The sequence below is a fragment of the Nocardia sp. NPDC058114 genome (genome assembly GCF_042884695.1).
Classification (GTDB): Bacteria; Actinomycetota; Actinomycetes; order Mycobacteriales; family Mycobacteriaceae; genus Nocardia.
On the sequence record NZ_JBHVTK010000021.1, the window covers coordinates 1 to 26,515 of the forward strand.

Sequence of the window (26,515 nt, forward strand, 5' to 3'; positions counted from 1 at the left end):
CCGGCGGCCCGGCCGCGGACCGGCCACTTCGTGGCCGTCCCTCCCTAGGGGTCGGGAGTGCGGTGGCTGGGTTGGGTGGGTTGTTGAAGACGGGGGCAGGTTGTTGTGGGTCCGGTCAGAAGCTGTGTTCTGGGCCGGGGAAGGTGCCTTGGCGGACTTCGGCGGCGTAAGTGGCCGCGGCGGTGCGGAGTTCGTCGCCCACGTTGCCGAAGCGCTTGACGAACTTGGCCGTCTTGCCGCTGGTGTAGCCGGCCATGTCCTGCCAGACCAGCACCTGGGCGTCGCAGTCGGCACCCGCGCCGATGCCGACGGTCGGGATGGTCAGCTTGCGGGTGACCTGGCCCGCGATCTCGGCGGGGACCATTTCCATGACCACCGAGAACGCACCGGCCTCCTGCACGGCGATCGCGTCGGCGACGAGCTGCTCGGCGCCGTCGCCTCGGCCCTGGACACGGAAACCGCCCAGGGTGTTCACGCTCTGCGGGGTGAATCCGATGTGGGCCATCACGGGGATGCCCGCGGAGGTGATCAGCGCGATCTGCTCGGCGACCCGTTCGCCGCCCTCGAGCTTCACCGCGTGCGCGCCGCCCTCCTTCATGAAGCGGATGGCGGTCGCCAGCGCCTGCTGCGGCGAGGACTCGTAGGTCCCGAACGGCAGATCGGCGACGACCAGCGCGTGCGGGGCGCCGCGCACGACACCGCGCACGAGCGGGATGAGCTCGTCGACGGTGATCGGCACGGTGGTGTCGTAGCCGTAGACGACATTGGCGGCGGAATCGCCGACCAGGAGCACGGGGATACCGGCTTCCTCGAACAGCCGGGCGGACGAGTAGTCGTAGGCCGTCAGCATCGACCAGCGCTCACCGTCGGCCTTCATCTGCTGGAGATGCTGGACGCGGGTCTTGCGGCGTGGCTTGTTGTCGGCGGGAGTGGCACCGTAGGCAGGAGTCTGCTCATCGGATACGGACATCATCGTCCCTTTCGTCTGGTTCCTCGAGGCCCATACCGGGTCCCCGGGCGTTTCTGACCACCTCAGTGTGCCACCTGCGCCCGCAGGGGTTTAAGGCCAGGCGCCGGTGTGATCGGTCACACCGGGCGATTCGGTTACCGTGATGCGAGCCCGTTCGGGCGCATTGTGTGCGCCGCAGGGCGCGGAAAGGTGGGCCCACTGTGCAGCGAGGCCGGCTCGTCGTGCTCCTCGGCGCTGTCTCTGCGTTGATCGTCACCGGATGCGGCACCGGCGGGGACAGCGCGCCGCGTGCTGAACTGCCCCCGCCCCCACCGGGTCTGAACAGCTTCTACGACCAGCAGATCGACTGGGGCTCGTGCGAGGGCTACGGCAGCCCGGAGGACCGGCTGCCACCCAAAACCGAGTGCGCGCGGATCACCGTGCCGATCGACTACGCGCGCCCGGACGGCCCGACCGCCCAGATCGCGCTCTCCCGGATCCCGGCCACCGGCGAGAAGGTCGGCTCGCTGCTGATGAACCCGGGTGGGCCCGGCGTCTCCGGCCTGTCGATGGTCGGTGTCGGCAACCGCACCGAACTGGCGGAGAAGTTCGACCGGGTCGGGTTCGATCCGCGCGGTGTCGGCTCGTCGCTGCCCTCGATCGTCTGCCTCACCCCGCAGCAGGCCGACGCCGAACGTGCCGAGCCGCCCACCGACAACACTCCGGCGGGCATCGCCGAGGCAGAGGACGACAACCGTGAGTACGCCGACCGCTGCGCCCAGCGCTCCGGCGTCGACCTGCTCGGTCACGTCGGTACCCGCGAGGTGATCCAGGACATGGATGTCATGCGGGCCGTGCTCGGCGACGCGAAACTGAGTTACCTCGGCTACTCCTACGGCACCCGCCTCGGTTCGGCCTACGCCGAGAAGTACCCGCAGAACGTGCGCGCGCTCGTTCTCGACGGCGCCGTCGACTCCTCGCAGGACCCGGTCCAGGAGTCGCTGCGGCAGGCGGCGGGCTTCCAGGGCGTGTTCACCGCCTACGCCACCGACTGCGCGAAGAACGCCGACTGCCCGCTCGGCACCGATCCCGCCCAGGCCGTCACTCGTTTCCGCGAGCTGGTCGGGCCGCTGGAGAAGGCCCCGGCGCCGACCGCCGACCCGCGCGGGCTCAGCTACAACGACGCGATCACCGGCGTCCAGCAGGCTCTCTACAGCGACGACCTGTGGCAGATCCTCACCCAGGGCCTCACCGAACTGCGCGCGGGCAGCGGCGACACCCTGCTGCAGCTGGCCGATATGTACGACGGCCGCCGTCAGGACGGCACCTACGCCAACACTCAGGACGCCTTCAACGCGATCCGTTGCGTCGACGATCCGCGCGTCACCGATCCCGCGGTGACCGGCCGTCAGGACACCGAATACCGCAAGGCCGCCCCGTTCCTCGACGACGGCAAGGGCACCGGCGCCGCCCCACTGGAGCTGTGCGCCGCCTGGCCGGTGCCCAACACCAGCAGCCCGCATCGCGTCTCGGCCCCTGGACTGCCGCCCACCGTGGTGGTCTCCACCACCGACGACCCGGCCACGCCGTATCAGGCCGGTGTCGACCTGGCCGCCCAGCTGGGTGCCGACCTGATCACCTTCCGCGGCAATCGGCACACCGCCGCTCTGGTGGCGGGCGATCAGTGCCTCGACACCGCGGTGATCGACTACCTCGTCGATCTCGCCACGCCCGCGCCCGGTCTCACATGCTGAGAGCCACATGTGCTCACCGCGCCCCGTCGTGGCCGGTGAGATGTGCGAACGATGTGACGAGATCGCAAACCCGTCTCCGTATGTAACACGGATTTAACGCCGGGTGCTTACGCTCGCCGGTATGGATCGCCAGAAGGAATTCGTGCTGCGGACGCTCGAAGAGCGGGATATCCGTTTCGTCCGTCTCTGGTTCACCGATGTGCTGGGCTACCTCAAGTCCGTCGCCATCGCGCCCGCCGAGCTCGAAGGCGCCTTCGAGGAGGGCATCGGCTTCGACGGCTCGGCCATCGAGGGCTTCGCGCGCGTGTCCGAGGCGGACATGGTCGCGCGGCCCGATCCGTCGACCTTCCAGGTGCTGCCGTGGGCCAGCTCCAAGGGCCACCAGCACTCGGCCCGGATGTTCTGCGATATCACCATGCCCGACGGTTCGCCGTCCTGGGCCGACCCGCGCCACGTGCTGCGCCGTCAGCTGAACAAGGCCGCCGACGCGGGCTTCAGCTGCTACGTGCACCCTGAGATCGAGTTCTTCCTGCTGGAGAACAACCTCAAGGGCGGCTACGAGCCGACCCCGGCCGACAACGGCGGCTTCTTCGACCAGGCCGTGCACGATTCGGCGCCGAACTTCCGCCGCCATGCCATCGACTCGCTCGAATCGATGGGCATCTCGGTCGAGTTCAGCCATCACGAGGGCGCTCCCGGCCAGCAGGAGATCGACCTGCGCTACGCCGACGCGCTCTCGATGGCCGACAACGTGATGACGTTCCGCTACCTGATCAAAGAGGTGGCGATCGACGAGGGCGTGCGCGCGACGTTCATGCCCAAGCCGTTCTCCCAGTACCCCGGCTCGGCCATGCACACCCACATGAGCCTGTTCGAGGGCGAGAACAACGCCTTCGCCGATCCCGACGACCCGAACAACCTCTCGGGCACCGCGCGCTCGTTCATCGCCGGCATCCTCGAGCACGCCCCCGAGATCAGCGCGATCACCAACCAGTGGGTCAACTCCTACAAGCGGCTGATCCACGGTGGCGAAGCCCCGACCGCGGCCTCGTGGGGCCGGTCCAACCGGTCGGCGCTGGTGCGGGTGCCGATGTACACCCCGAACAAGTCGTCGTCGCGTCGCGTCGAGATCCGCAGCCCTGATTCCGCCTGCAACCCGTACCTGACCTTCGCGGTGCTGCTGGCCGCGGGTCTGCGCGGTATCGAGAAGGGCTACACGCTGCCCCCCGAGGCCGAGGACGACGTGTGGTCGCTGACCGACGCCGAGCGTCGCGCCATGGGCTTCCGTACCCTGCCCGGCACCCTCGACGAGGCCCTGCAGGCGATGGAGCGCTCCGAGCTGGTCGCCGAAACCCTCGGCGAGCACGTCTTCGACTTCTTCCTGCGCAACAAGCGCCGTGAGTGGGCCGACTACCGCTCACAGGTCACTCCCTGGGAGTTGAAGGAGTACCTGAGTCTCTGAGTGATCCCGAGCCGCCTTGATCCGGGCTGACCGGATCAAGGCTTCCGGGCCGAAAGCCCGCGGCGTCAGCCGCTAGGATCACAGCTATGGTCCGGCCACCGACTGCCCGCTCCGCTGTACCCGGCGTCGGCCGGCTCGGTCTCCTCGAACCGACAGCGGCGGCTTCCCTGCATCAACTCGGCTGGGACAACGTCGACGGGGTGCCGGTGCTCTGGGCACTCTCGCGTTCGCCCGATGCCGATCTCGCCCTGTCCACGCTGGTGCGGCTGCGCGAATCGCTCGAAGATGCATGGCCCGAACTGGATTCTGCGATCCGTTCCGACACCACGTTGCGCGGCAGGCTGTTCGGCTTGCTCGGCTCGTCGACGGCCTTCGGCGACCACCTGGTCGCTGCCCCGGCCGCGTGGAAAGTGCTGCGCGAGAACGAACTTCCCAGCCGTGACGAGCTGATCGCCGACCTGCTCGACGCCGTCGACGCGGCGCCGGAGACGGGACCCAATGCGGGGCCGATGCTGTGGCGTGCCGGGATCGCCGGTCCGGAGGCGGTCGCCCTGCTGCGCGGCAGGTACCGCGATCAGCTGATGTTGCTGGCCGCGGTCGACCTGGCCTCCACCGTCGAGAACGAACCGGTGCCGCCTTACCTGGTGGTCGGCAAGCACCTGTCGGACCTGGCCGATGCCGCGCTCACCGCCGCCCTGTCGGTCGCGGTGGCCAGGGTGTGTAAGAACGGCCCGGTGCCGGTGCGCCTCGCGGTGATCGCGATGGGCAAATGCGGTGCGCGAGAACTGAATTACGTCAGTGACGTCGACGTGGTGTTCGTCGCCGAACCGGCCGACGCGACCGCGACCCGGCTGGCCGCGGAGATGATGAGCGTCGCGAGCTCGGCCTTCTTCGAGGTCGACGCCGCACTGCGCCCCGAGGGCAAGGCGGGGGCGCTGGTGCGCACCCTCGACTCCCACCTCGCCTACTACAAGCGGTGGGCGCGCACCTGGGAGTTCCAGGCGCTGTTGAAGAACCGGCCGATGACCGGCGATATGGAACTCGGCAAGCAGTACCGCGACGCGCTGATGCCGATGGTCTGGACCGCGTCGGAACGTCCCGACTTCGTCGCCGACGTCCAGGCCATGCGCCGCCGGGTCGAGGACCTGGTCCCCGCCGACATGCGTGAGCGCGAGCTCAAGCTGGGCGCGGGCAGCCTGCGCGATGTCGAATTCGCCGTGCAGCTGCTGCAATTGGTGCACGGCCGGGTCGACGAGGCACTGCACGTCACCAATACCGTCGAAGCGCTCACGGCCCTCGCCGCGGGCGGCTACGTCGGCCGTGAGGACGCCGCCAACCTCACCGCCTCCTACGAATTCCTGCGCCTGCTCGAGCACCGCCTGCAATTGCAGCGGCTCAAGCGCACCCACACCCTGCCCGCGGCCGATGACGAGGAGGGCATGCGCTGGCTGGCCCGCGCCGCCCACATCCGTCCCGACGGCCGCCAGGACGCGGTCGGCGTGCTCGACACCGACATCCGCCGCAACGCCGTGCGAGTCCGGCGCCTGCACGCGAAACTGTTCTATCGCCCGCTGCTGGACGCGGTCGCCCGGATGGACTCCGACGCGCTGCGCCTGAGCCCCGACGCCGCCGTCCGCCAGCTCGCCGCCCTCGGCTACGGCGCACCGGCCAACGCGCTCGGCCATCTCAAGGCGCTCACCGGCGGCGTCTCGCGCAAGGGCCGCATCCAGGCGCTGCTGCTGCCGACTCTGCTCGAATGGCTCGGTGACACACCGAATCCCGATGCCGGGCTGCTCGCGTACCGCAGGGTGTCTGAGGGGCTCGACGACCAGATCTGGTTCCTGCGCGTGCTGCGTGACGAGGGCGCGGTGGCCCAGCGTCTGATGATCGTGCTCGGTTCCTCGGAGTACCTGCCCGACCTGCTGATCAACGCGCCCGACACCATCCGCATGTACGCCGACGGGCCCGGCGGCCCGCAGTTGCTCAGCACAAAACCCGAAGACGTCGCCCGCGGCATGCAGACCGCGGCCGCCCGCTACGACGACCCGAAACGTGCTGTCGCGGCAGCACGTTCACTGCGCCGCCACGAACTGGCCAGGGTCGCCTCGGCCGATGTGCTCGGCATGCTGGACGTCGCGCAGGTGTGCGCGGCGCTGTCGTCGGTGTGGGTCGCGGTGCTCGAGGCGGCACTGAGCGCGGTCATCCGCGCCTCGGAGGCCGAACGTGGTGCGCCCGCGCCCGCCGACTTCGCGGTGATCGGCATGGGCAGGCTGGGCGGGATGGAACTGGGCTACGGCTCCGACGCCGACGTGCTGTTCGTCTGCGATCCGCGCCCCGGTGAGGACGAGGCCACGGCCGTGAAATGGGCCAACGGGATCGCCGAGAAGGTGCAGCGGCTGCTCGGCGCACCGAGCGTCGACCCGCCTTTGCAGGTGGATGCGGGCCTGCGTCCCGAGGGGCGCAACGGGCCCCTGGTCCGCACGCTGACCGCTTATCAGGCCTACTACGCGCAGTGGGCCCAGCCGTGGGAGGTGCAGGCGCTGCTGCGCGCCCACCAGGTGGCGGGCGATCAGGATCTGGGCGTGCGCTTCCTGCACGTCATCGACCCGATCCGCTATCCGACCGGCGGGGTGTCGGAGGAATCGGTCCGCGAGATCCGCCGCATCAAGGCGCGCGTGGACTCCGAGCGACTCCCGCGCGGTGCCAACCCGTCGACCCACACCAAGCTGGGCCGCGGCGGCCTGGCCGATATCGAATGGACCGTCCAGCTCCTGCAACTGCGCCACGCGCACGAGATACCCGCGCTGCACAACACCTCGACCCTGCAGTCGCTCGACGTGATCGAGGCCGAGGGCATCCTCGAACCCGAGGACGTCGCGCTCCTGCGTGAATCGTGGATCACCGCCACCGCCGCCCGCAACGCCCTCGTCCTGGTCAAGGGCAAGCCGACCGACCAACTCCCCGGCCCGGGCCAGCTGCTCTCGGCGGTGGCTCGGGTAGCCGGCTGGCCCAACGACGACGGCAGCGAATTCCTCGACACCTACATGCGCATCACCCGCCGCGCGAAGGCCGTCGTCGAGCGCGTGTTCGGGGGATAGTCCGGACATGAAAAAGCCCCGCACCAGTGGTGCGGGGCTTTTTCAGTTCACGCCGAAATCAGATGGCGCGGACGTCCTGGGCCTGGGGGCCCTTCTGGCCCTGGCCGACCTCGAACTCCACCCGCTGTCCCTCTTCGAGGGACTTGAAGCCCGAGCCGCCGATAGCCGAGTAGTGAACGAAGACGTCGGGGCCGCCTCCGTCTTGGGCGATGAAGCCGAAGCCCTTTTCGCCGTTGAACCACTTGACGGTGCCTTGAGTCATGTTTTAAAAGTCTTTTCCGTAGGTGAGCCATGGCGATCACTTGCGATCAGCCCAGTCTCAGCAACCCAGTATGCCATACTCGCCAGCAAACCGCGCCTTGCGGTTTGTCACACTGCGATGTGGGCGGCGTATACCGTGGAAAATCGGCGTGTCGAGTCGGTCGGCAACCAATGTGAACGCCCCTTTCACATCGCGTCGCGGACTGTGCCAATCTGAGCGGTATGGGTGAGATGAACGCGGGGCGTGGCGGGCACGTCGACCTGGCCATGCGGGTGCTCGACGCACACGTGGCGTTCACCAAGCAGCAGTTGCGCGAGCCCGCCGGCTTCCTCGAGTTCGTCACCGAGGAGATCGACGGCGCGCTCGACGAGGCCGCGGAACTGACCCTCGCGCAGGCGGTGACCCGTGAGCAGATCAAGGCGGTCGCGCACAAGTTCGCCGTGCAGGTTCCCGTCGAGGGTGCTATTCCCGAACTCGTCGGTGAGATCGCCACCCGCCTGTACAACCATCGCGCCAACGACGAGATCGAGGTCGGTGAGCTCGTCGACAACCGCCGCTTCGACGAGCTGGTCGACGGCGTAGCCGATCTGGATCTCACCCACCGGCTGGTGCGGCTGGTGCTCAACAGCCCGGTGACCGTCGACGCGTGCGTCGAGGCGGTCCAGCGCGCGGTGGTCACCGCGGTCGACGACGGTTTACACCCCGAAGGCGGTGGCCTGGCCCGGACGCTGCGCGGTGCGCTGTCGCGGCTGGCCGAACCCGCGATGCCCGCGATCGAGCACGGTGTCGGCAGGCTCACCCGCACCGGTGCGCGATTCGTGTTGCGCGGCAACAGCAGTGACGCCGACGAAGTGTTGCTCGACAGCGCCCGCGAGACCTGGCGCAAACACACCGGCGTCGCCGTCGGCTCGTTCCGTGATCTGGTCTCGGCCACCGATGTCGAAGACATCGTCGTGCTCGTCTTCGAATTCTGGCGCACCTTCCGCGATACCGACTACTTCCGCGCCCTGCTCGACGAGGGCGTGGACCACGTCTTCGACAAGTACGGCGACACCCCCCTTGCCGAATTGCTGGCTGAGCTGGGCGTAGGGCGCGCGGAGATGCTCGAGGAGGCGCTGCGTTTCGGCCCGCCGGTCCTCGAAACACTCGACGAGCGCGGTTATCTCGACACCGTGCTGCGTCGCAGGCTGGCACCGTTCTACGCATCGGAGGCCTTCCGGGCAGCGGTGTCCGGGATGGAGTGATCACGCCAGTTCCGTTCGGCCGCTGGCATGTCGGGATGTGTCGGTACGATTCGTGCAACGATGGGGCGCTTGTCTGCCACCGGATCTCGATCGAAAGGCTGCCGTGACACGTCTGTCCACCCTGCTCGACCAGATCGACTCCGGTGCTGTGCTGCTGCCCGAATTCCAGCGCGGCTACGTGTGGAACCGCGACCAGGTGCGTGGACTCATGCGGTCGCTGTATCTCGGGTATCCGGTCGGTGGGTTGCTGGTGTGGGAGACCGGGTCCGAGGAGATCGCGGTACGCGGGTCGACGACCGGCTCGGGGCTGCGCCAGTTGCTGCTCGACGGTCAGCAGCGCATCACCACGCTGTACGGGATCATGCGCGGGACAGCGCCGTCGTTCTTCGAAGGCGACGAGATCGCCTTCACCGGTCTGCATTTCGATGTCGAGCGGGAGCTCTTCGAATTCCAGGTGCCCGGCCGCGATACCGCACCGGCCTGGATCGACATCACCGAACTGTTCGCCCAGGGCCCGATGCACTATCTGGCCAGGTTCCCGGACGAGTCGCCGGAAACCCTTGCCCTCTATCTCGATCGGCTGAACAAGGTTCGCGAGGTCGCCAACCGCGAGTTCAACGTCGAGACCATCACCGGATCGGATCGCACGGTCGACGAGGTGGTCGACATCTTCAACCGGGTCAACTCCGGCGGCACCAAACTGTCCAAGGGCGACCTCGCGCTGGCCACTCTGTGCGCGCAGTGGCCGCAGGCCCGCGGCAACCTGCGCGACCACCTGATCCGCTGGGACAAAGACGGCTACACCTTCACCCTGGACTGGTTGCTGCGCAACGTGATCGCCGTCGGCAACGGCCGCGCGCACTTCGACGCGCTCGGCGATCTGGCACCCGCGGAATTCGAGCAGGCCCTGGTGGCCACCACGAAACAGGTGGACACCTTCCTCGACACGGTGGCGGGCAGGCTCGGCCTCGATCACGACCGAGTCCTGATGGGGCGCTACGCGATTCCCGTGATCACCCGCCTGCTGTTCCTCAACGGCGGCCGCTTCGACGACGACCTGCACCGCGACCGGGTGCTGTACTGGTACGTGCATTCCGCGCTCTGGGGCCGGTTCAGCGGCTCCACCGAGACGTTCCTGCAACAGGACTACGACACGCTCGAACGCGGCGGCATCAACGCGCTGATCGGCTCGCTGGAACGGCTGCGCGGCGGCTCGCTCGACCTGTGCGCCGACGACTTCGCCGGTGCCACTCGCGGTTCCCGGTTCTATCCGCTGCTGTACATGCTCACCCGCGTCGATGGTTCCCGCGATCTCGGCACCGGCTCCGAACTCGGCATCGAGCAGTTCGGTGAGCGCACGCCGGTGCAGGTGCACTACCTGTTCCCGAAAACCCTGCTGCGCGACGCCGGTTACGAACGCAACGAGATCAACGCGATCGCCAATTTCTGCTTCCTCAGCCCCGGCTCCGAGGCCGAGCTCGGCGAGCGTGAGCCCGCCGACTACTTCGCCGAGATGGAACGCCGCAACCCGGGTGTGCTCGCCTCGCAGTGGATTCCGACCGATCCGTCGCTGTGGCGGGTGGAGAACTACCGTGAGTTCCTGCGGGCCCGCCGCAAGATGCTCTCCGCCTCGGCGGATGCGTTCCTCGAAAAGCTGCGCACCGGCAAGCTGCACCGCCCGACCCTGCTGACGGTGGGTGTCGCCGGAGTGACCATCGGCGATCCCGCGGTGGACCAGGTCAACGCGCTCGTCGACGACCTCGTCGCCGACGGCTTCGGCTTCCCGCTGCTCGACAGTGAGGTCTCCGACCCGGTCACCGGCCGCGAACTCGCTGTCGCCGAAGCCTTTTGGCCAGAGGGCCTGCAGCCGGGCGTCGGCATGCCGGTGGTGCTCGTGCTCGAGCCGTCCAATGCCGACCTCACCCGCTTCGCCCAGCTGGGCTACGCGGTGTTCACCTCTGTCGACGCCCTGCGCGGCTATGTCGACAACCTGCGCGTGGAAGCCTCCGGCGACAGCGGTATCGACGGCCCGGTCGGCGATCTGGCCGCGTTGGCCGACCGCCTGCCCGCCACCTGGGTCGGCAATTCCGAACAGGTCTGGTTCCGCTTCGCCTGGAACCTGCTGGAGCGTGACCGCGCCGAGGGCCCCGACGCGCTGCTCGGTCCCGAACAGCTGGCCCTGCGCTACATCGCCCTGTGGGCGCTCACCCGCACCTTCTACATCCACGCTTTCGACCAGGGCAACCCGGGCGAATGGCGCTACTACCTCGGCGACGCCATCGGCCCGAGCCCGCTGGTCCCGCGTGCGTGGCTGGCCCAGCGCGCCGTCGAATCCGGTGCGCTGGCCCCCGGCATGTCGCCCGGCGACGAGGACATCGCGATCGCTCTGGTCCACGGGGTCATCGAGACCGTCGACGAGGTCGCCACCGTGCTGTCCCAACTTCTCGGTGGGCCGGGTCTGTTCGCCTCGCTGTGGGCGTCGGCGGGCGCGGCCGAACATTACGGCTACCCCCTGTCCACCGATCAGATCAACGACCTCATCAACCAGGTGGTCAACGATCCCGAGTCCCGAAAGATCCAGGCCTACAACTGGATCGAGGCGGGTCTGCCGCTCTAGGGCCTACCGGTCGCGCGCTGAAAGGTCGAGACGAAGTCGGTCAGCGCGGTGCGGTCCTCGAGGTCGGCCGGTCGGTAGCCGCGGTCGGCTTCGACCGTGATCGCGGTGCCCGCGCCGACGCGCAGCTCATCCCAGCAGACCGGGAGAACCGGGAGCTGCACGGTGCGCTCACCGACGGTCAGGGTGATCGCCGAGGTGTACTTGTTCGCGACGGTCATCAGCTCCTCGACGGCCCGCTCAGTGAGTGGACCCGCGGCGGAGAACTCTTCGATGTACACGGTCACCTCCCTTCCGGCGGCCAGTGTAGGTCCTCGCGGAGTTCCCAAGACAGCCGCAAGAGACCTGAAAGCGGCGCCGCTTAGGGTGACCTCATGATGCGTAAATGGGCGGAACGAGCGTTGCTCGTCCTGGGGTGGGGCGCGGTGGTCGCGGCGGTGGCCGGGATCGTGTTGCATGTCGTGGACTGGCGCCAGAAGTCGATGGTGCTGTTGGCATCGGGGGCGATGTGGTTGATGCTCGGCGCGGTCGTGGGACTGGTGCTGTTGCTGCTCGCCCGAGGCTGGCGCAGCTCGGGGGCGGCGGCACTGGTGCTGGCCGGTGCCGCGTGGTTGGTGGTGCCGTCCTACATTCCGGAGGCCAGGGCCGCCGATGGGCCCGAGCTCGTGGTGATGCAGTCGAACATCCTGTTCGGCCAGGCCGATCCGGTCGCCGTGGTCGGTGCGGTGCGGGAGAACAACGTCGACGTGCTCACCGTCGAGGAGTTGACCGTCGACTCGATCACGGGTCTGCGTGTGGCCGGACTCGAAGAACGACTGCCCTACTTCTACCTGGAACCGGCGCAGTCGGGTGGTGGCGGCACCGGCACCTACAGCCGATACCCGTTGCGCGACACCAAGAAATACGACGGCTTCGTCATGAGCAATATCTCGGCGACGATGGAACATCCACAGCGCGGGCCGATGTCGGTCTTCGCGTTCCATCCGATCCCGCCGAATATCGACTTCGGTGCCTGGTCGGCCGAGATGCGCCGGGTCGACGAGATCCTCGCGGCGACCAGCGCACCCGCGATCGTCGGCGCGGATTTCAACGCGACACACGACCACTCGGCCTATCGAGCACTGCTCGACGGCGCGTTCGCCTCGGCCGCCGACCAGACCGGCGACGGTGTCCTGCTCACCTACCCGGCGGATCGCCGGTGGGGACCGGTGATCGGGATCGATCACATCCTCGTCGCAGGTGGGGTGGCCGAACAGATCCGCACGCTCACCATCCCCGGCTCCGACCATCGTGCGGTGCTGGCCACGATCCGAATGGACCTGTGACAGTAGTCGTTTACCATGTGAGCGCTCGATCGCGGACCGCAAGGCGGCCGCGTCATTTTTTGGGGAGGACAGCGCATGAGAAGACATCGGTTCGGCGCGACCATGGCAGCTTTGATGAGTATCGGCATGCTCGTATCCGGTTGCGGCGCGACAACTGTCGCGAGCGACCAGGCGCAGCCGATCATGGACAATCCATGGGAGGTGGCGGGCGCGGCGTCGTCCACCGGTCCCAGCGGGTCGCGTCCCGGTGTGCCCGACACGGACAAGAAGGCCGACAACGGCGACAACGGCAAGATCGACAAGCTCGCGCTCAACGCCATCGCCGACATCGAAGAGTACTGGCAGACCGAGTATTCCAAGACTTTCCGTGGCAATTTCAAGCCCGCCTCGAAGTACATCTCCTGGTCGGCGAAGGCGCCGGAGTCGGAGTCGGTGCAGTTCTGCAAGAGCAGCACCTACAAGCTGGTCAACGCCGCGTACTGCCCGCTCGACCACACCATCGGCTGGGACCGCACCGTCCTGCTGCCGCTGCTGGTCGACAAGTACAAGGAAATGTCGGTGGTGATGGTGCTCGCCCACGAATATGGGCACGCCATCCAGTCCCAGGCCGACCTGCTGCGCGGGTTCCTCACCGATGCGCTGGTCAAGGAGCAGCAGGCCGACTGCCTGGCCGGTGTGTTCCTTCGCCATGTGGCAGAAGGCAATTCGAAGCACTTCACGCTCAACACCACCGACGGGCTCAACGGTGTGCTCGGCGCGACCGTCGCCGTGCGCGACCGCGACCCCAACGATCCCGACGCCGTGCACGGTTCGGCGTTCGAGCGGGTGACGGCGGTGCAGATGGGTTACACCCAGGGCGCCAAGTCGTGCAAGGACATCAACGAGGACGAGATCGAGAAGCGTCGCGCCGGTCTGCCCGTCACCTTCGAAGAAGATGAACGCGACAAGCAACTGCCGGTGAACAAGGAGACCCTGACCACCCTGGCCGCCCAGCTCGGCAAGTCGATGCCGGTGAAGACCGCGCCGAAGTTCGACTACGCCGGCGTCACCCGCAACTGCGCGTCGACGACCACCACCGAGCCGGTCTCCTACTGCCCGGGCTCGAACACCATCGGCACCGATGTCCCCGCCATGGCCAAGCGTGCGGGTGAGGGGTCGAGCGCCAAGGAGGAGCCGCTGTCGGCGGTCGTCACCGGTGACTACAACGCCGCCGCGGTGTTCGTGTCCCGCTATGCCCTCGCGGTGCAGCAGGATCGCAAGCTGTCGATGTCGGGTGCCGAGTCGGCGGGCCTGCGCACGGCGTGCCTGACGGGCGTGCTCACCACGAAACTCAGTGAGCCGAACAGTGATCCGCGCCTGTCGGCCGGTGACCTCGACGAGGCGGTCTCCGGCCTGCTCGCCGACGGCCTCGCCGCCTCCGACGTCAACGGCAAGGTGGTGCCGAGCGGATATCAGCGCCTCGAGGCGTTCCGCACCGGTGTCCTCAGCGGCGAGCAGGCCTGCCTGAACCAGTTCAAGTAGTCAGCGCGAGGTAGGCAGTGACCGCAGGGAGCTGAGGGTGTTCGCCACCGCGCGGGCAGCCTCGGCTCCCTTGGTCACGAAGTGGTTGGTGTAGTAGTCCACGTGCTCGCTGTGCTCGTGGAAGTGGTGCGGTGTGAGCACTACCGAGAACACCGGCACATCGGTGTCGAGCTGCACGCGCATCAGGCCGTCGATCACCGCGGAGGCGACGAAGTCGTGGCGGTAGATGCCGCCGTCGACGACCAGGGCCGCGGCGACGATCGCGTCGTAGCGGCCGGTGCGGGCCAGGCGTTGGGCATGCAGCGGGATCTCGAACGCGCCGGGGACGTCGAACACCTCGACGACCTCGGGATCGAACCCGAAGCCGGTGTATTCGGCGAGGAAGCCCTCGTGCGCCTTGTTGACGATGGAGCTGTGCCAGCTGGCGCGGATGAAGGCAACGGCGCCGGTAGACGTGGTCATGGGTGGTAAGTCTACTAGTGTCGCCCGCGCAGAAACTTACTGACCGGTAACATGGGTTGACAGCCAGTCGGTGACATCGCCGAGCACCTTCGCGCGCTCGGGCTCGTTGAACACCTCGTGGTAGAGCCCGGGATAGCGCAGCACTGTCACGTCGGTCGAGCCCGCGTCACGCTCGAGCAGATCGGCGCTCGACGGTGACGCGATCACGTCGGCGGTGCCGTGCACTACCAGCAGCGGCGCGGTGAGCGCGCCGAGACGCTGCTTCACCAGCGCGGTGTGCTGCAGGATCTCCACCGCGGTGCGCGCGGGCAGCTTGCCGCGGAACACCAGCGGGTCGTCGTCGTAGGCGCGCACCACCTCGGGATCGCGGCTGATCGTGGACGAATCCAGAGTCAGCACACCGAGATTCGGTGCGAACCGGGTGAGCAGGGGAGCGGCGAGGCGCTGGAGCGGATTGCCGAGCGGGATGTCCAGCGGCGGCGCGGACACGATGATGCCCGCCACGTCGACCGGTCCGCGGGTCGCCTGGTGCAGGACCACGAGGCTGCCCATCGAATGCCCGAGCAGGAACCGGGGGACACCGGGATGGGCGGCGCCCGCGAGATCGAGCAGGGTCGCGACATTGTCGGCGGCGCCCTGCATCGAACCGATATTGGCCGCCGGGCCCTCGGACAGGCCGTGCCCGATGTGGTCGAGCGCGTAGACCGCGAAGCCGGCCTCGGCCAGTGTGGTGCCGACGTGTTCGTAGCGACCCGAGTGTTCGGCGACGCCGTGCACCAGCACCACCACCGCGCGCGGTGCGGACTCCGGTTGCCATGCGCGCCAGGCGATCTTGCCGCCGTGGCCCGCGAACTCGCCGGTGTCGGTCGTCATCGTGGCGCTCCTCCTGCTTCGGGCGCCGCGGCGAGCCGCTCGATGAGACGCCGGTTGAACTCGATCAGCCGAGCGTAGTTGAGTCGCGAGATCCGCTCGTCGGTTCCGTGGATCCGTTCCAGATCCGCCGCGGTCAACACGATCGGCGCGAAGTTGCAGCGGGTCGCGGCCAGGCCGTCGTAGTGGCGTGAATCGGTGGCGCCGGGCACGATCCCGGTGGTGGTCACGATCCCGGGCACCACGCTCGACGCCAGCTCGGCGACCATGTCGAAAGCCGGACCCGGCCCGTGGAACCGCGAGGGCTCCGATGCGGGCCCGACGAGGTCGATCGCCACGCCGATATCGCGGATCACCCTGGTGCAGTGCGCCAGCACCGCCGCCACCGAATCACCGGGCAGGATACGGAAATTCACCAGTGCCTCGGCGCTCTGCGGGAGCACATTGGCCTTCACGCCGCCGCTGATCACGGTGGGCGCGGTGGTGGTGCGCACCAGCGCCTCGGTGGTCGGGCCCGTCGCCATGATGCGGGCGACGAGCGGTCCGGCCAGCCTGGACAGCCCGCGTGCGTCGGTGAGCTCGAGCAGCCGGCGTCGCGGTTCGGGCAGCGCCTCACGCATGCGGGCGAGCATGTCGCTGATCACCGGCGTCAGCCGCAGTGGCATCGGATGGTCCTGTACGCGTGCGACCGCGCGTGCCAGCCGTCCCACCGCGGTCTGCTTGCCGGGCATCGAGGAGTGACCGCCGGTCTCGGTGACCGAAAGCCGTACCGTCGCATAGCCTTTCTCGCCGAGCATGATGCTGGCCACCGGCCGGTCGACGCCGTCGGCGACGCCGTCGGTGATCACCCCGCCCTCGTCGAGCAGCAGCTCCGCGCGCACGTCCTGGTCGCGCAGGTGCTGGGCCATCCGGACCGCGCCGCCGTCGCCGAAGACCTCTTCGTCGTGACCGAAGGCGAGGAACACGGTGTGGCGCGGGCGAATTCCGGTTTCCAGCGCCGACTCGACCGCTTCCAGGACGGCGAGCACGCGGCTCTTGTCGTCGATCGCGCCGCGGCCCCAGATGAATTCGTCGTCGACGACACCGTCGAACGGGGGATGGGTCCAGCGTTGCGCGTCGTCGACCGGTACCACGTCCTGGTGGGCGAGCAGGATCGCCGACACCGCGCCCGGCTCGGCGCCGTCCCAGCGGTAGAGCCTGCTGTGACCGAAGGTCGTCAGTGTCAGCTCGGCGTGCACGCGGGGGAACGATGTCTCGAGGTGGGTGGCCAGGCGCGCGAACTCCGCGTGTGCGGTGTGCGCGGGATCTTCGGTCGATACCGTCACGCACTGCAGGGCGACTGCCAGCCGCCGGGCGACCTCGTCATCGACGCCCTCGGTGACGGGGGGCAGGGCGGGGTTCTCGGTGATCGGGCGCATCTCAGCCATTGTGGCCTGTGGCGTGGGCCGCCGCCCGCCGAACGTGCCCGAAACGCCGGGATCGTCGCGCGGTGTGATGCGGTCAGACGCCCCGGCGGCGCGCCATCTAAGCTGACACCATGGCAGGAGGCAAGGGCGGCAAGCCGTCGAAGGAAGCCAGGGCCGCGGCTAAAGCGGCCCGTAAGCAGGCATCACGCGAGCGTCGTCAGCAGTTGTGGCAGGCGTTCAACATGCAGCGCAAGGAAGACAAGGCGCTGCTGCCGCTGATGATCGGCGCACTGGTCGGCACCACGGTGGTCTTCTTCCTCATCGGGCTGATCTTCGACATGCAGTGGTTCCTGCTGCCGCTGGGTCTGCTGCTGGGTGTGCTGCTGGCATTCATCCTGTTCGGGCGCCGCGTGCAGAAGAACGTGTACCGCAAGGCCGAGGGTCAGGCGGGCGCCGCGGCGTGGGTGCTGGAGAACCTGCAGGGCAAGTGGCGGGTCGCCAACGGCGTCGCCGCGACCACCCAGCTCGACGCCGTGCACCGCGTGATCGGCCTGCCCGGGGTGATCTTCGTCGCCGAGGGTTCGCCGCAGCGGGTCCGCTCGCTCATCGCGCAGGAGAAGAAGCGCACCGCCCGCCTGGTCGGTGACACCCCCATCTACGAAGTGATCGTCGGCAACGAGGAAGGCCAGACTCCCCTCAAGGAGCTGCAGAAGTACCTCACCAAGCTGCCGCGCAACATCGACGTCAAGCGGATCGACCAGATCGAGGGCAGGCTCTCGGCCCTGAGTTCGCGCAGTGGTCCCGCGATGCCGAAGGGCCCGATGCCCCCCGGTGCGAAGATGAAGGGCATGCAGCGCGCGATCCGTCGCCGCTGACCCACTCCCGCCGCGAGCCCGTCACCTTGTCAGGTGACGGGCTCGCGCCGTTTCAGGCGTTGGGTGAGCGGCCGGTCAGCAGCCACAGGACCCGGTCGTATGCCAACAGGTGGTAACCGACGAGAACAGCCGCCGAGATCAAGGCGAGCCGCGGCAGCGAAGCGGCCCACAGTGCCGCGGCGCCACCGAAGAGCACCGCGAACTCGACGAGCAGCCGGACCGGGCCGGAGACGGGCACCGGTGAACCGCCGCCGCGTCCCGGATCGTCGGGCAGGGTGAACACGCCCCACAGCGTCGCGGCCGCGATCGGCAGGACCACCACGAGCAGGTACCGCCATGGCGAGTCGAAGGCGCGCCATCCGTAGACGCCGAACGAGGCGATGGCGATCAATTCGAGCAGAAAACGTACGGCCAACATGGCCGGATTCAGTGACACGGCTTGATCGTATGGCCGCGCGCGAGTACGAGCGGGCCCAACGGCTCAGCGAGCGTTGACCAGTGCCGTCCCGGTCGCCCGGTCGTGCATGCCGCGGCCGTCGGCATCGGTGAACAGCGCAGGCACCACGAACACCAGCAGCACCTGCCTGGCCAGCGCGCGCACGAAACCCACCGCCACCGGAGCGTCGATGCGCAGCACCCGCAGCTTCGTGAAGTACTGCCCCGGGGTGAACCCGAACAGTGTCACCGCGGCCACGCCGACCACGAACCACACCAGCAGCGGCATCGACGACGATGCGAAGCTGCGGGTGATCACCGCGGCGATCCCGACCGCGATGAACCAGTCGATGAACAGCGCGACGACGCGTCGCCACGTCGGGGCGAGCGAGCCCGCTCCCTCGCGCGGCAGCCCGTACAGCTCACCGGGGTAGCCGGAGATGTCCGAGTCGCCGGGTTCGCCCGGGGATCCGGATAGCCATGTGCCGGTAATACGCGCCATGGGATCCAGGATAGTGGCGCGCGATCGGTCGCCCACGACCGCATTAATGGAGGTCACGTCAGCGCGGGATCACGCGGATGGCAGGATTAGCGTGAAGATCGCACCCGGATGGCTGACATCACCCAGGCATCCGGCTCGCGTAACACTGGCGAAACATAGCCTTGACTGTTGGGAAACACCGCGTCCTTAGCGTCAGGTCGCGACGAACCCCTTCGTAGCGACTGCGCGCAGGTCGTTCGAAAGGGCCAGCATCGCGACTGGCTGGGAACCGATTCGTAAGGAGAGCAAGTGACGTTCAGCACGGCCGAAGAGGTCATCCAGTACATCAAGGAAGAGGACATCGAATACGTCGATATCCGCTTCTCCGACCTGCCCGGCGTCCAGCAGCACTTCTCGATCCCGGCCAAGGCGTTCACCGCTGACCTGGCGGAAGAGGGTCTGGCGTTCGACGGCTCCTCGGTGCGTGGCTTCCAGTCGATCGACGAGTCGGACATGCTCCTGCTCCCCGACTTCAGCACCGCCCGGATCGACCCGTTCCGCGCCGCGAAGACGCTCAACCTGAACTTCTTCGTGCACGACCCGTTCACTCGTGAGGCGTACTCCCGCGACCCGCGCAACATCGCGCGCAAGGCGGAGGAGTACCTGCGTTCGACCGGTATCGCCGACACCGCCTTCTTCGGCGCCGAGGCCGAGTTCTACATCTTCGACGGCATCCGTTACGGCTCCGGCATGAACGGCTCGTTCTACGAGATCGAGTCCGTCTCCGGTTCGTGGAACACCGGCAAGGAGTTCAACCCGGACGGCAGCCGCAACCTCGGCTACAAGGTCCGCAACAAGGGTGGCTACTTCCCCGTCGCCCCGTACGACCACTACGTCGACCTGCGCGACAAGATCTCGACCAACCTGCAGAACGCGGGCTTCGAGCTCGAGCGCGGCCACCACGAGGTCGGCACCGCCGGTCAGGCCGAGATCAACTACAAGTTCGGCACGCTGCTCTCGGCGGCGGACGACCTGCAGCTGTTCAAGTACATCGTGAAGAACACCGCGTGGCAGGAAGGCAAGTCTGTCACCTTCATGCCGAAGCCCCTCTTCGGCGACAACGGCTCGGGCATGCACGTGCACCAGTCGCTGTGGAAGGACGGCAAGCCGCTGTTCCACGACGAGGCCGGCTACGGTGGCCTGTCGGATCTGGCGCGTCACTACATCGGCGGCATCCTGCACCACGCCCCGTCGCTGCTGGCGTTCACCAACCCGACCGTCAACTCGTACCACCGTCTGGTGCCGGGCTACGAGGCCCCCATCAACCTGGTGTACTCGCAGCGCAACCGCTCGGCCGCCGTGCGTATCCCGGTGACCGGCAACAACCCGAAGGCCAAGCGCATCGAGTTCCGCGCGCCGGACTCCTCGGGCAACCCGTACCTGGCCTTCGCCGCCATGATGATGGCAGGCCTGGACGGCATCAAGAACAAGATCGAGCCGATGGCCCCGGTCGACAAGGACCTCTACGAGCTCCCGCCGGAGGAGGCCAAGAACATCCCCCAGGCCCCCACCAGCCTGGCCACGGTCATCGACCGCCTCGAGGCAGATCACGACTACCTCACCGAGGGCAACGTCTTCACGCCTGACCTCATCGAGACCTGGATCAACATCAAGCGCGAGAGCGAGATCGCCCCGGTCAACCTCCGTCCGCACCCGTACGAGTTCGAGCTCTACTACGACGTGTGATCCTGACCTGCGGAAACGGGCCTGATCGGACCGTTCCGTCCGCAGTGAACGGTTTCGAGTCCGCCCGCTCCGTGATCACGGAGCGGGCGGACTCGTCTGTATCCGGCCGGAGGTGCCGACTCGTAGTCCCGACCGCGCGCTAGGCACCACCGAGCGACATGGACGTCACCGTGCGCGTCGAGCAACCGTCCGGCGCGGCCTGCCCTGCCAGACGCTCATCGATCCAGCGCAGGACCGGTTCGTGGGCGCAGCACGGGTCCGCACTACCGACCGCTACGGGAGTACCGGTCAAGCACAACGAGGCGCGTCACGTGCGTCGGGGAACGGATTCGGCCAACGCCGTGCGGGCATCGATCAGGTATTGAGCGAGGTCGCCGCCTTCATGGAGCCAGACTCGGTACGCGGAGAAGAAGCACGCCATCCCGATCTTCGCCCACAGGGCCGGCCGCACGTCGCTGTCGACAGCGACACCGAGTCGGCGGGCCAGGTGGTGTTCGATGAGCTTTTCCACGGCGGCCTGTTTGGCCAGGTCGCGGGCTTGTAGCGCCGGCGTGCTGGTGATCAGGGCGTCGCGAGTGCGCGCCTGTGCGAGTTGTTCGCCGCCGAATCTACTGATCAGCGGGGTGATGACGACGGCGAGGGTGGTTTCGGGGTGTTCGCCCTCTGGGCGTTCGGCGAGGAGTCGTGCCAGGTCGGCACGCAGGTCATCGTCTTCGGGGAAGACGAGCTCTTCTTTGCTGGTGAAGTAGCGGTGCAGGGTGCGGGTGCCGACTTCCGCGGCCGCCGCGATCTCGGCGACAGTGACGCGGTCGAAGCCTCGTTCGGCGAACAGGCGGAACGCGGTGTCGACGATGGACTGCCTGGTCCGTTCCCGTTTGAGTTCCCGCAGCGACATCGAGACAGTGTCGCACGACTCCACAATCTGGCAGACTGTGTCATATGACATCAAGTGACAGAACTATCGTGATCACCGGCGGCACGAGCGGACTCGGCTACGAATGCGCCAGGAACCTCGCCCTCGACCCGCGCAACACGGTGGTGATCACCGGTCGCGACGCGACGCGAACTCGGGAACTGGCCGCGACGATCGGCGCGCACGGCATGGCACTCGACCTGTCCTCGCGCCCGTCGGTCGGTGGGTTCGTCGCCGAACTCGTCGCCGCGGACCTACCACCGCTGGCGGGCCTGGTGTGCAACGCGGGCGTTCAGTTCACCGGCCGGACCCTTACCTCCGACGGCATGGAGGCGACGTTCGCCACCAACCACCTCGGCCACCTCGGCCTCGTCATCGACCTGCTCGCCCACTTCACCGCACCCGCGCGAATCATCGTGGTGTCCTCGGGAACTCATGATCCCGACCAGTTCACCGGGATGCCGCACCCACTGCGCGCCACCGCCCGCGAACTCGCCTATCCGCCGCCACCGACCGAATCGGCACAGCGCGACGCTCGCCGCCGCTACACCACCTCGAAGTTGGCGAACCTCCAGACCGCCTATCACCTCGCTCGCGAGTTGGCCCCACACGACATCACAGTGAACGCGTTCGACCCGGGCCTGATGCCTGGAACCGGATTGGCCAGAAACGCTAGTGCCGTCCAGCGGCTGGGCTGGAAGACGATCGCCCGCGCCCTTGTCGTACTCCCTGGAGTTCGCACGCCGCGTGGGTCCGGCGCGGATCTCGCATGGCTGGTCGCAGCACCTGACCGGGAGGGAATCACCGGTCAGTATCTGGTGCGCCGCACACCGGTCCGGTCCTCGGCCGCGTCCTATGACGAACGGGTGCAGCACGCTCTCTACGGCGACAGTCTGGAGTTGCTCGCCGAGCTGGATGCCCGGGCGGATCGCTGATCGGCGACACGCCCCGGATTATCGGGGCTGGACGGCGAGGCGGGGACCGGCAATAGTCCGGGGGTGCGATTGGGTGTTGTGGTGGCGCGGGCGGTGGCCGGTGTGGCGTTGGTGCTCGGGATGGTGGCGCCGGCGACAGCGGAACCGGTGAATGTGGCGTTCACGTGGACGCAGGAGTATTTGACCGCCCCTGACGGCACGCGGCTGCACGCCGATATCCTTCGGCCGCCGGGTGTGGCCGCCGACGCGCGGACTCCGGTGCTGCTGACGGCCAGTCCGTACCGGGCGCATCTGGCATACCTGTCCCAGCCTCGCCCGGGTGGTGGGCCCTCGACCGACAACTTGCCGGTCGAGTGGGCGCTGCGGGCCGGGTACACGTATGTGATCGTCGATCTGCGCGGATTCGGTGGGTCCAACGGGTGCCCGGATTTCGGCGGCCCGGGGGAGCGGTCGGATGTAGCGGCGGCGGTGGAGTGGGCGGCGAGCAGGCCGTGGTCGACGGGGCGGGTCGGCGTGGTCGGCACGTCCTATGAGGGATGGACCGGGATGATGGCGCTGGCCGCGAAGCCGAAGGGGCTCGCGGCGGTGGCGGCGTTCGAACCGGTCGTCGATCCGTACTCCTACCTCTACATGCAGGGCACGGCGTGGAAGTTCGGCGGAAAACCGTTGACCGAGGACGGTATCCGCCCCGCCGACACCGCGGGCGCGGAACACCTGGCCATCGCCTCGACCCCCGCTCACCCCGACGACGGCGACGAGTACAAAGCCAATGCCGTCCAGATGACCCAGGACTGCGCCGCCGGCTACCTCGCCCTCACCACCGACCACAACGGCGCCAACCCGGACTGGCGCGAGCGCGACATGGTCGAGGCCGTCCGCGGCAATACCACCCCGATGTTTCTCGGCCAGAGCTTCCTCGACTCCAATACCCGCGCCGACCGCATCATCGAGGCATGGGAAGCCAGAGGCCCCGGCGAACACCGCGCCTGGTTCGGCCAGTGGGGCCACTCGGACTGCCGCGAGAAGTGCGGCACACCCCACTTCGCCTCGGAGCTCTACGCATTCCTGGACAAACACGTGGCGGGCGCCGATGTCGAGGTACCCGGACCACCGGTGACCGTAGGCCAGTTCGATGGTGGGTGGCGCGGTGAACCCGCCTGGCCGCCTACTGACGCCCAGCGCACATCCATCGCATTGCGCACCGGCAGCTACAGCGATCGTGGTCTGTTGCCCGGCGCGGACCGGGAAATCTGGTCGATCTCGGCCCCGGTCGCCGAGCCCGTGCACCTCGCGGGCCGCGCCACTGCCGCGCTGACCCTCAGCGGCCCGCCGGAAGCGACTGTCGCACTGGAGCTCTACGACATCGCCCCCGACGGACGCGCCACCGTCATCACCCGCGGTATCGCCCCGGTCCGCTCGGAATCCGGGATCCGGCTGCTCTGGCAGGATGCCCGCCTGGCCACCGGCCACCGACTCGGCGTCCGGATCACCAACGCGGTCGACGACGTATGGTCGCACACGCCGACGAACGCCGCCGTTACCGTCGCTTCGGCCCGCCTCGACCTACCCCTGCTCACCACCCCGCGGGAACTGAATCTCCCCGGCGGCGTCCCCATCTGGCACGCACGGTGGCGAACCGAGGAAACCATCGCACTCCAGCCGGAGATGGTGAACGACCCCGCACTCCGGATCGAACTCACGGCTCCGGCCGGGTGAGCGTCGCGGACCGATCTGGCTGTCGGCCCAACTAGCGGCTGCTGCTCGTCGGGTGGTCTTACGGTGCAGCAGAGACCGATTCGCCGCGCAGGGCACGCGCGATGAGATCCGGATGGGTCAGGTGCGGATAGTGGCCGGTGCCGGCGATCGCGGTGACCGGCCGATCGGTCGGCTCGACCAGTGGGTCGTCCGAACCGACGATGATGTCGACCGGAACGGTGACCCGGGTCAGCTTCGCGGCGAGTTCGTCTCGGGAAGCACCGGCGGCGCGCAAGGCCGCCCACGTGCGCTGGGCAACGCCAGGTCGTCGCAGAGCCGCGAGAGCGGAGGTAATGGCAGGACCCTCCGGAATGCCCAGTCGCGCGGCCACTGTCGCGGCGGACATCCGCTTGACGACCTCGGCGGCGAGGGGCGAACCCGTCAGCCGGGAGGCGGGCTGCTGGAGGAAAGCGGGCGCGATCAGTACCAGCCGTGACACCCGATCGGGATGGCGCAGCGCGAATTCGATTGTGGCCCAGGAGCCCAACGAATGACCGACGATGATCGGCCGCGTCCGCACCGGCGCCATCAGATCCTCCATCCAATCCCCGGCCGACTGCGCGGACACCGCAGAGCGCCCGAGCCCGGGAAGGTCGGCTGCCAGGGTAGGTGCATCCAACTCCCGCACCACGTCGGACCATGATTCGCTGTCGAGCGGAATCCCGTGCAACAGCACATATTCCGGGTCGGTTCGCTCGCCGACCAACCAGGTCCCGTCACGGAATCCGGATTTCGGTGTGGGTGCGACGGTGCCGTTGCGGCCGGCGACGATCCCGTCGGCGTAGGTGCGCAGCAGTTCGTCGACGGGCGGATGGCTGATGCCGAGACGCTGTGCGATGGCGTCGCTTCGGCTGGTGTCGTACCGATCGCTGCTGAGAAAGGACAGCGCTTCGGGATCGGCGTGGGTCACTGCCCTGGGCAATCGACGAACCAGCGCGGTCGGCAGCGTGAAGCGCGGCGCGCCGACGTGCAGATGGTCGGCGACGAGCCGAATCAGTTCGGGCAGTACGGGAGTCGCGGCATCCAGCAGTGGATAGGACTTGCCGACCGTATCGGCGTGCGTGGGCAGCCCCACGATGAACCGGGCCACGTAATCGAGATCGACCACCGGAACGAAGGTATCGGCCGAGCCCGGCAACGCGGGCAACCGACCCTGCCAGAGATTGTCGATGATGTCGGAGAGGCCGAAGTACTGGCCGGGTCCGAGCACTCCGGCAGGATTCGCCATGGTCAGCGGGATGTCGCGCTCGGCCGCGAGCCGCCGCAGCAGGGCATCGGCCTCGACCTTCGACGCCTCGTACGCGCCGTTGCCGTAGTCCTGCTCGCCCCCGTCGTCGGCCGCGCGATAGCCGGTGATGTGGACGACGCGCCGCAGATCCGGTTGCCGTGCGGCCCATTCCAGCACGTGCACCGCCCCGTCGAGGTTGACCCGCCGCGCCACCTGCGCATCCAGCCCGAACTTCATCAACGCGGCCGCGTTGTACACATCACGCACCCCTTCGACGGTGTCGCCCAGCGCGAGATCCGGTTCGCCGATATCGGTGGAGGTGATGGTCAAACCGGCGGTGTCGACACGCTGCCCGTGGAGCCAGGTCCGCAACCGATCCTGACTGCCCGCACGCAGTGCGGCGGTGACGGTGTTCCCGTTTCGCAGTAATTCGGCGACCAGGGAGCGGCCGATGAACCCGGCGGCGCCGAAAACGACGGAGTCGGTGTGTGCCATGGTGTCCTACTTTCAGTAGACCGATTTACATATTTTTATGATATGGCGCGAGCTGCGGGTCGGGAACGGCTCAGATCAGCACGTCGATGGTGTCGGCGAGGTGCTGAAGTGGTTGGCGGGAACGGTGGGTGCGGGCCAGCACCAGCCCGCCTTCGATCAGTGCGAGCGCGACCGTGGTGATCCGTTCGGGTTCGGGGTGGCCGAATCCGATCAATCGTTCCCGGATCGCCTCCTCCCAGAGTCGATAGGTCGCCGAACAAGCCTGCTGCACAGCATCGTTGGTCGACGCGGTGTCCAACGCGACGGCCGCCACCGGGCACCCGACGGTCCAGTCCGACGCTTCCAGCTGATCGCCCAGCAGGTTCACCATCTTCCGCGCGAAATCTCGCGCGTCCGTCGCCTCGACCGTGCGGATGATCGTCGCGATGTCGGTGCCGCTCTCGGCGAGCGCCGCCGCCACCAATTCGTCCTTACCGCCCGGGAAATGGAAGTACAGCGACCCGCGCGGCGCACCGCTCTCCTGCACGATCTGGTTGAGCCCGGCGCCGAAATATCCGTGCGACTCGATCAGCGACCGCGTCGCCCTGATCAACTTGCACCGCGTTTCGGCTCCCTTTTTGCCCACTCGATAAAACTAGACTGGTCTACATATTTTTGCAATGGCCGACCGCTCGCCCGGTCGCAA

22 protein-coding genes are annotated in these 26,515 nt (G+C 67.9%); 11 read left to right on the forward strand and 11 right to left on the reverse strand.

Going from position 1 to position 26,515, the window contains the following annotated elements; translation table 11 throughout:
• Window positions 1–115 precede the first annotated feature (115 nt).
• Window positions 116–970 (reverse strand): 3-methyl-2-oxobutanoate hydroxymethyltransferase, encoded by an 855-nt coding sequence (gene panB / locus ACFVVI_RS35140; protein ID WP_378639174.1) that lies wholly within the window; start codon window positions 968–970, stop codon window positions 116–118.
• A 200-nt stretch (window positions 971–1,170) separates the two neighbouring features.
• Between panB and ACFVVI_RS35145 the strand changes: the two genes are divergently transcribed.
• The 3 genes from ACFVVI_RS35145 (at window position 1,171) to ACFVVI_RS35155 (ending at window position 7,263) form a co-directional block, all read left to right on the forward strand.
• Window positions 1,171–2,703 (forward strand): alpha/beta hydrolase, encoded by a 1,533-nt coding sequence (locus ACFVVI_RS35145; RefSeq protein WP_378996529.1) that lies wholly within the window; start codon window positions 1,171–1,173, stop codon window positions 2,701–2,703.
• A 121-nt stretch (window positions 2,704–2,824) separates the two neighbouring features.
• Window positions 2,825–4,165, forward strand: a complete 1,341-nt coding sequence (glnA, locus tag ACFVVI_RS35150) for a type I glutamate--ammonia ligase (RefSeq protein ID WP_378996527.1) — start codon at window positions 2,825–2,827, stop codon at window positions 4,163–4,165.
• An 86-nt stretch (window positions 4,166–4,251) separates the two neighbouring features.
• Window positions 4,252–7,263, forward strand: a complete 3,012-nt coding sequence (locus ACFVVI_RS35155; RefSeq protein WP_379316914.1) for a bifunctional [glutamine synthetase] adenylyltransferase/[glutamine synthetase]-adenylyl-L-tyrosine phosphorylase — start codon at window positions 4,252–4,254, stop codon at window positions 7,261–7,263.
• A 58-nt stretch (window positions 7,264–7,321) separates the two neighbouring features.
• Here ACFVVI_RS35155 and ACFVVI_RS35160 read toward each other — a convergent pair whose 3' ends face one another.
• Window positions 7,322–7,525, reverse strand: a complete 204-nt coding sequence (locus ACFVVI_RS35160) for a cold-shock protein (protein WP_056821080.1) — start codon at window positions 7,523–7,525, stop codon at window positions 7,322–7,324.
• A gap of 221 nt (window positions 7,526–7,746) precedes the next feature.
• Between ACFVVI_RS35160 and ACFVVI_RS35165 the strand changes: the two genes are divergently transcribed.
• Window positions 7,747–8,769 (forward strand): hypothetical protein, encoded by a 1,023-nt coding sequence (locus ACFVVI_RS35165; protein ID WP_387449263.1) that lies wholly within the window; start codon window positions 7,747–7,749, stop codon window positions 8,767–8,769.
• Window positions 8,770–8,872: 103 nt separating this feature from the next.
• A complete protein-coding gene (locus tag ACFVVI_RS35170) occupies window positions 8,873–11,386 on the forward strand; it encodes a DUF262 domain-containing protein (RefSeq protein WP_387449266.1) in 2,514 nt (837 codons plus the stop codon).
• Here the strand turns inward: ACFVVI_RS35170 and ACFVVI_RS35175 are convergent.
• A complete protein-coding gene (locus ACFVVI_RS35175) occupies window positions 11,383–11,670 on the reverse strand; it encodes a hypothetical protein (RefSeq protein WP_387449269.1) in 288 nt (95 codons plus the stop codon). The two genes, ACFVVI_RS35170 and ACFVVI_RS35175, sit on opposite strands and share 4 nt — an antisense overlap.
• 87 nt (window positions 11,671–11,757) lie before the next feature.
• Between ACFVVI_RS35175 and ACFVVI_RS35180 the strand changes: the two genes are divergently transcribed.
• Together ACFVVI_RS35180 and ACFVVI_RS35185 are read left to right on the forward strand one after the other, a co-directional pair.
• Window positions 11,758–12,708 (forward strand): endonuclease/exonuclease/phosphatase family protein, encoded by a 951-nt coding sequence (locus ACFVVI_RS35180; protein WP_387449271.1) that lies wholly within the window; start codon window positions 11,758–11,760, stop codon window positions 12,706–12,708.
• A gap of 75 nt (window positions 12,709–12,783) precedes the next feature.
• Window positions 12,784–14,229, forward strand: a complete 1,446-nt coding sequence (locus ACFVVI_RS35185) for a metallopeptidase (RefSeq protein ID WP_387449274.1) — start codon at window positions 12,784–12,786, stop codon at window positions 14,227–14,229.
• On the opposite strand, the gene ACFVVI_RS35190 is transcribed toward ACFVVI_RS35185, so the two are convergent.
• The 3 genes from ACFVVI_RS35190 to ACFVVI_RS35200 are packed head-to-tail and all read right to left on the reverse strand — an operon-like array spanning window position 14,230 to window position 16,979.
• Window positions 14,230–14,691 (reverse strand): 6,7-dimethyl-8-ribityllumazine synthase, encoded by a 462-nt coding sequence (locus ACFVVI_RS35190; protein WP_358071185.1) that lies wholly within the window; start codon window positions 14,689–14,691, stop codon window positions 14,230–14,232.
• A gap of 36 nt (window positions 14,692–14,727) precedes the next feature.
• Window positions 14,728–15,564 (reverse strand): alpha/beta hydrolase, encoded by an 837-nt coding sequence (locus tag ACFVVI_RS35195; RefSeq protein ID WP_378996513.1) that lies wholly within the window; start codon window positions 15,562–15,564, stop codon window positions 14,728–14,730.
• Window positions 15,561–16,979, reverse strand: a complete 1,419-nt coding sequence (locus tag ACFVVI_RS35200) for a M20/M25/M40 family metallo-hydrolase (RefSeq protein ID WP_378996511.1) — start codon at window positions 16,977–16,979, stop codon at window positions 15,561–15,563. The genes ACFVVI_RS35195 and ACFVVI_RS35200 overlap by 4 nt, the downstream gene beginning before the upstream one ends.
• 119 nt (window positions 16,980–17,098) lie before the next feature.
• On the opposite strand from ACFVVI_RS35200, the gene ACFVVI_RS35205 reads away from it, so the two are divergent.
• Window positions 17,099–17,842 (forward strand): DUF4191 domain-containing protein, encoded by a 744-nt coding sequence (locus tag ACFVVI_RS35205; RefSeq protein WP_301905683.1) that lies wholly within the window; start codon window positions 17,099–17,101, stop codon window positions 17,840–17,842.
• Window positions 17,843–17,894: 52 nt separating this feature from the next.
• On the opposite strand, the gene ACFVVI_RS35210 is transcribed toward ACFVVI_RS35205, so the two are convergent.
• Both ACFVVI_RS35210 and ACFVVI_RS35215 read right to left on the reverse strand, forming a co-directional pair.
• The gene (locus tag ACFVVI_RS35210; RefSeq protein WP_378996508.1) at window positions 17,895–18,278 is read right to left on the reverse strand and encodes a YrdB family protein; all 384 of its coding nucleotides are present in this window, start codon (window positions 18,276–18,278) and stop codon (window positions 17,895–17,897) included.
• A gap of 45 nt (window positions 18,279–18,323) precedes the next feature.
• Window positions 18,324–18,779: an RDD family protein gene (locus ACFVVI_RS35215; protein ID WP_379318723.1), complete on the reverse strand. Its 456-nt coding sequence runs from the start codon at window positions 18,777–18,779 to the stop codon at window positions 18,324–18,326.
• Between the two features lie 288 nt (window positions 18,780–19,067).
• On the opposite strand from ACFVVI_RS35215, the gene glnA (ACFVVI_RS35220) reads away from it, so the two are divergent.
• The gene (glnA, locus tag ACFVVI_RS35220; protein WP_266299126.1) at window positions 19,068–20,504 is read left to right on the forward strand and encodes a type I glutamate--ammonia ligase; all 1,437 of its coding nucleotides are present in this window, start codon (window positions 19,068–19,070) and stop codon (window positions 20,502–20,504) included.
• Window positions 20,505–20,811: 307 nt separating this feature from the next.
• Here glnA (ACFVVI_RS35220) and ACFVVI_RS35225 read toward each other — a convergent pair whose 3' ends face one another.
• Window positions 20,812–21,399: a TetR family transcriptional regulator gene (locus ACFVVI_RS35225; RefSeq protein WP_378996503.1), complete on the reverse strand. Its 588-nt coding sequence runs from the start codon at window positions 21,397–21,399 to the stop codon at window positions 20,812–20,814.
• 44 nt (window positions 21,400–21,443) lie between these two features.
• Here ACFVVI_RS35225 and ACFVVI_RS35230 point away from each other — a divergent pair, with 44 nt between their 5' ends.
• Together ACFVVI_RS35230 and ACFVVI_RS35235 are read left to right on the forward strand one after the other, a co-directional pair.
• On the forward strand, window positions 21,444–22,352 hold the full coding sequence (locus ACFVVI_RS35230) for an SDR family NAD(P)-dependent oxidoreductase (protein WP_387449282.1): 909 nt from the start codon (window positions 21,444–21,446) through the stop codon (window positions 22,350–22,352).
• 63 nt (window positions 22,353–22,415) lie between these two features.
• A complete protein-coding gene (locus ACFVVI_RS35235) occupies window positions 22,416–24,068 on the forward strand; it encodes a CocE/NonD family hydrolase (RefSeq protein WP_387449285.1) in 1,653 nt (550 codons plus the stop codon).
• A 58-nt stretch (window positions 24,069–24,126) separates the two neighbouring features.
• Here ACFVVI_RS35235 and ACFVVI_RS35240 read toward each other — a convergent pair whose 3' ends face one another.
• A complete protein-coding gene (locus ACFVVI_RS35240; RefSeq protein ID WP_387449288.1) occupies window positions 24,127–25,830 on the reverse strand; it encodes an alpha/beta fold hydrolase in 1,704 nt (567 codons plus the stop codon).
• A gap of 70 nt (window positions 25,831–25,900) precedes the next feature.
• Window positions 25,901–26,455 carry a TetR/AcrR family transcriptional regulator gene (locus ACFVVI_RS35245; protein WP_387449291.1) on the reverse strand — a complete coding sequence of 185 codons (555 nt, stop codon included), beginning with the start codon at window positions 26,453–26,455 and terminating at the stop codon, window positions 25,901–25,903.
• Between the last annotated feature and the right edge of the window lie 60 nt (window positions 26,456–26,515).

What these genes read in the sequence shown, in the direction of transcription:
- ACFVVI_RS35165 (WP_387449263.1), top strand. Translation starts at nt 7,747, where the DNA reads ATGGGTGAGATGAACGCGGGGCGTGGCGGGCACGTCGACCTGGCCATG.
- ACFVVI_RS35195 (WP_378996513.1), bottom strand. Translation starts at nt 15,564, where the DNA reads ATGACGACCGACACCGGCGAGTTCGCGGGCCACGGCGGCAAGATCGCC.
- ACFVVI_RS35230 (WP_387449282.1), top strand. Translation starts at nt 21,444, where the DNA reads ATGACATCAAGTGACAGAACTATCGTGATCACCGGCGGCACGAGCGGA.
- ACFVVI_RS35205 (WP_301905683.1), top strand. Translation starts at nt 17,099, where the DNA reads ATGGCAGGAGGCAAGGGCGGCAAGCCGTCGAAGGAAGCCAGGGCCGCG.
- glnA (WP_378996527.1), top strand. Translation starts at nt 2,825, where the DNA reads ATGGATCGCCAGAAGGAATTCGTGCTGCGGACGCTCGAAGAGCGGGAT.
- ACFVVI_RS35180 (WP_387449271.1), top strand. Translation starts at nt 11,758, where the DNA reads ATGATGCGTAAATGGGCGGAACGAGCGTTGCTCGTCCTGGGGTGGGGC.
- ACFVVI_RS35190 (WP_358071185.1), bottom strand. Translation starts at nt 14,691, where the DNA reads ATGACCACGTCTACCGGCGCCGTTGCCTTCATCCGCGCCAGCTGGCAC.
- ACFVVI_RS35200 (WP_378996511.1), bottom strand. Translation starts at nt 16,979, where the DNA reads ATGCGCCCGATCACCGAGAACCCCGCCCTGCCCCCCGTCACCGAGGGC.
- ACFVVI_RS35185 (WP_387449274.1), top strand. Translation starts at nt 12,784, where the DNA reads ATGAGAAGACATCGGTTCGGCGCGACCATGGCAGCTTTGATGAGTATC.
- panB (WP_378639174.1), bottom strand. Translation starts at nt 970, where the DNA reads ATGTCCGTATCCGATGAGCAGACTCCTGCCTACGGTGCCACTCCCGCC.
- ACFVVI_RS35225 (WP_378996503.1), bottom strand. Translation starts at nt 21,399, where the DNA reads ATGTCGCTGCGGGAACTCAAACGGGAACGGACCAGGCAGTCCATCGTC.
- ACFVVI_RS35160 (WP_056821080.1), bottom strand. Translation starts at nt 7,525, where the DNA reads ATGACTCAAGGCACCGTCAAGTGGTTCAACGGCGAAAAGGGCTTCGGC.
- ACFVVI_RS35215 (WP_379318723.1), bottom strand. Translation starts at nt 18,779, where the DNA reads ATGGCGCGTATTACCGGCACATGGCTATCCGGATCCCCGGGCGAACCC.
- ACFVVI_RS35155 (WP_379316914.1), top strand. Translation starts at nt 4,252, where the DNA reads ATGGTCCGGCCACCGACTGCCCGCTCCGCTGTACCCGGCGTCGGCCGG.
- ACFVVI_RS35240 (WP_387449288.1), bottom strand. Translation starts at nt 25,830, where the DNA reads ATGGCACACACCGACTCCGTCGTTTTCGGCGCCGCCGGGTTCATCGGC.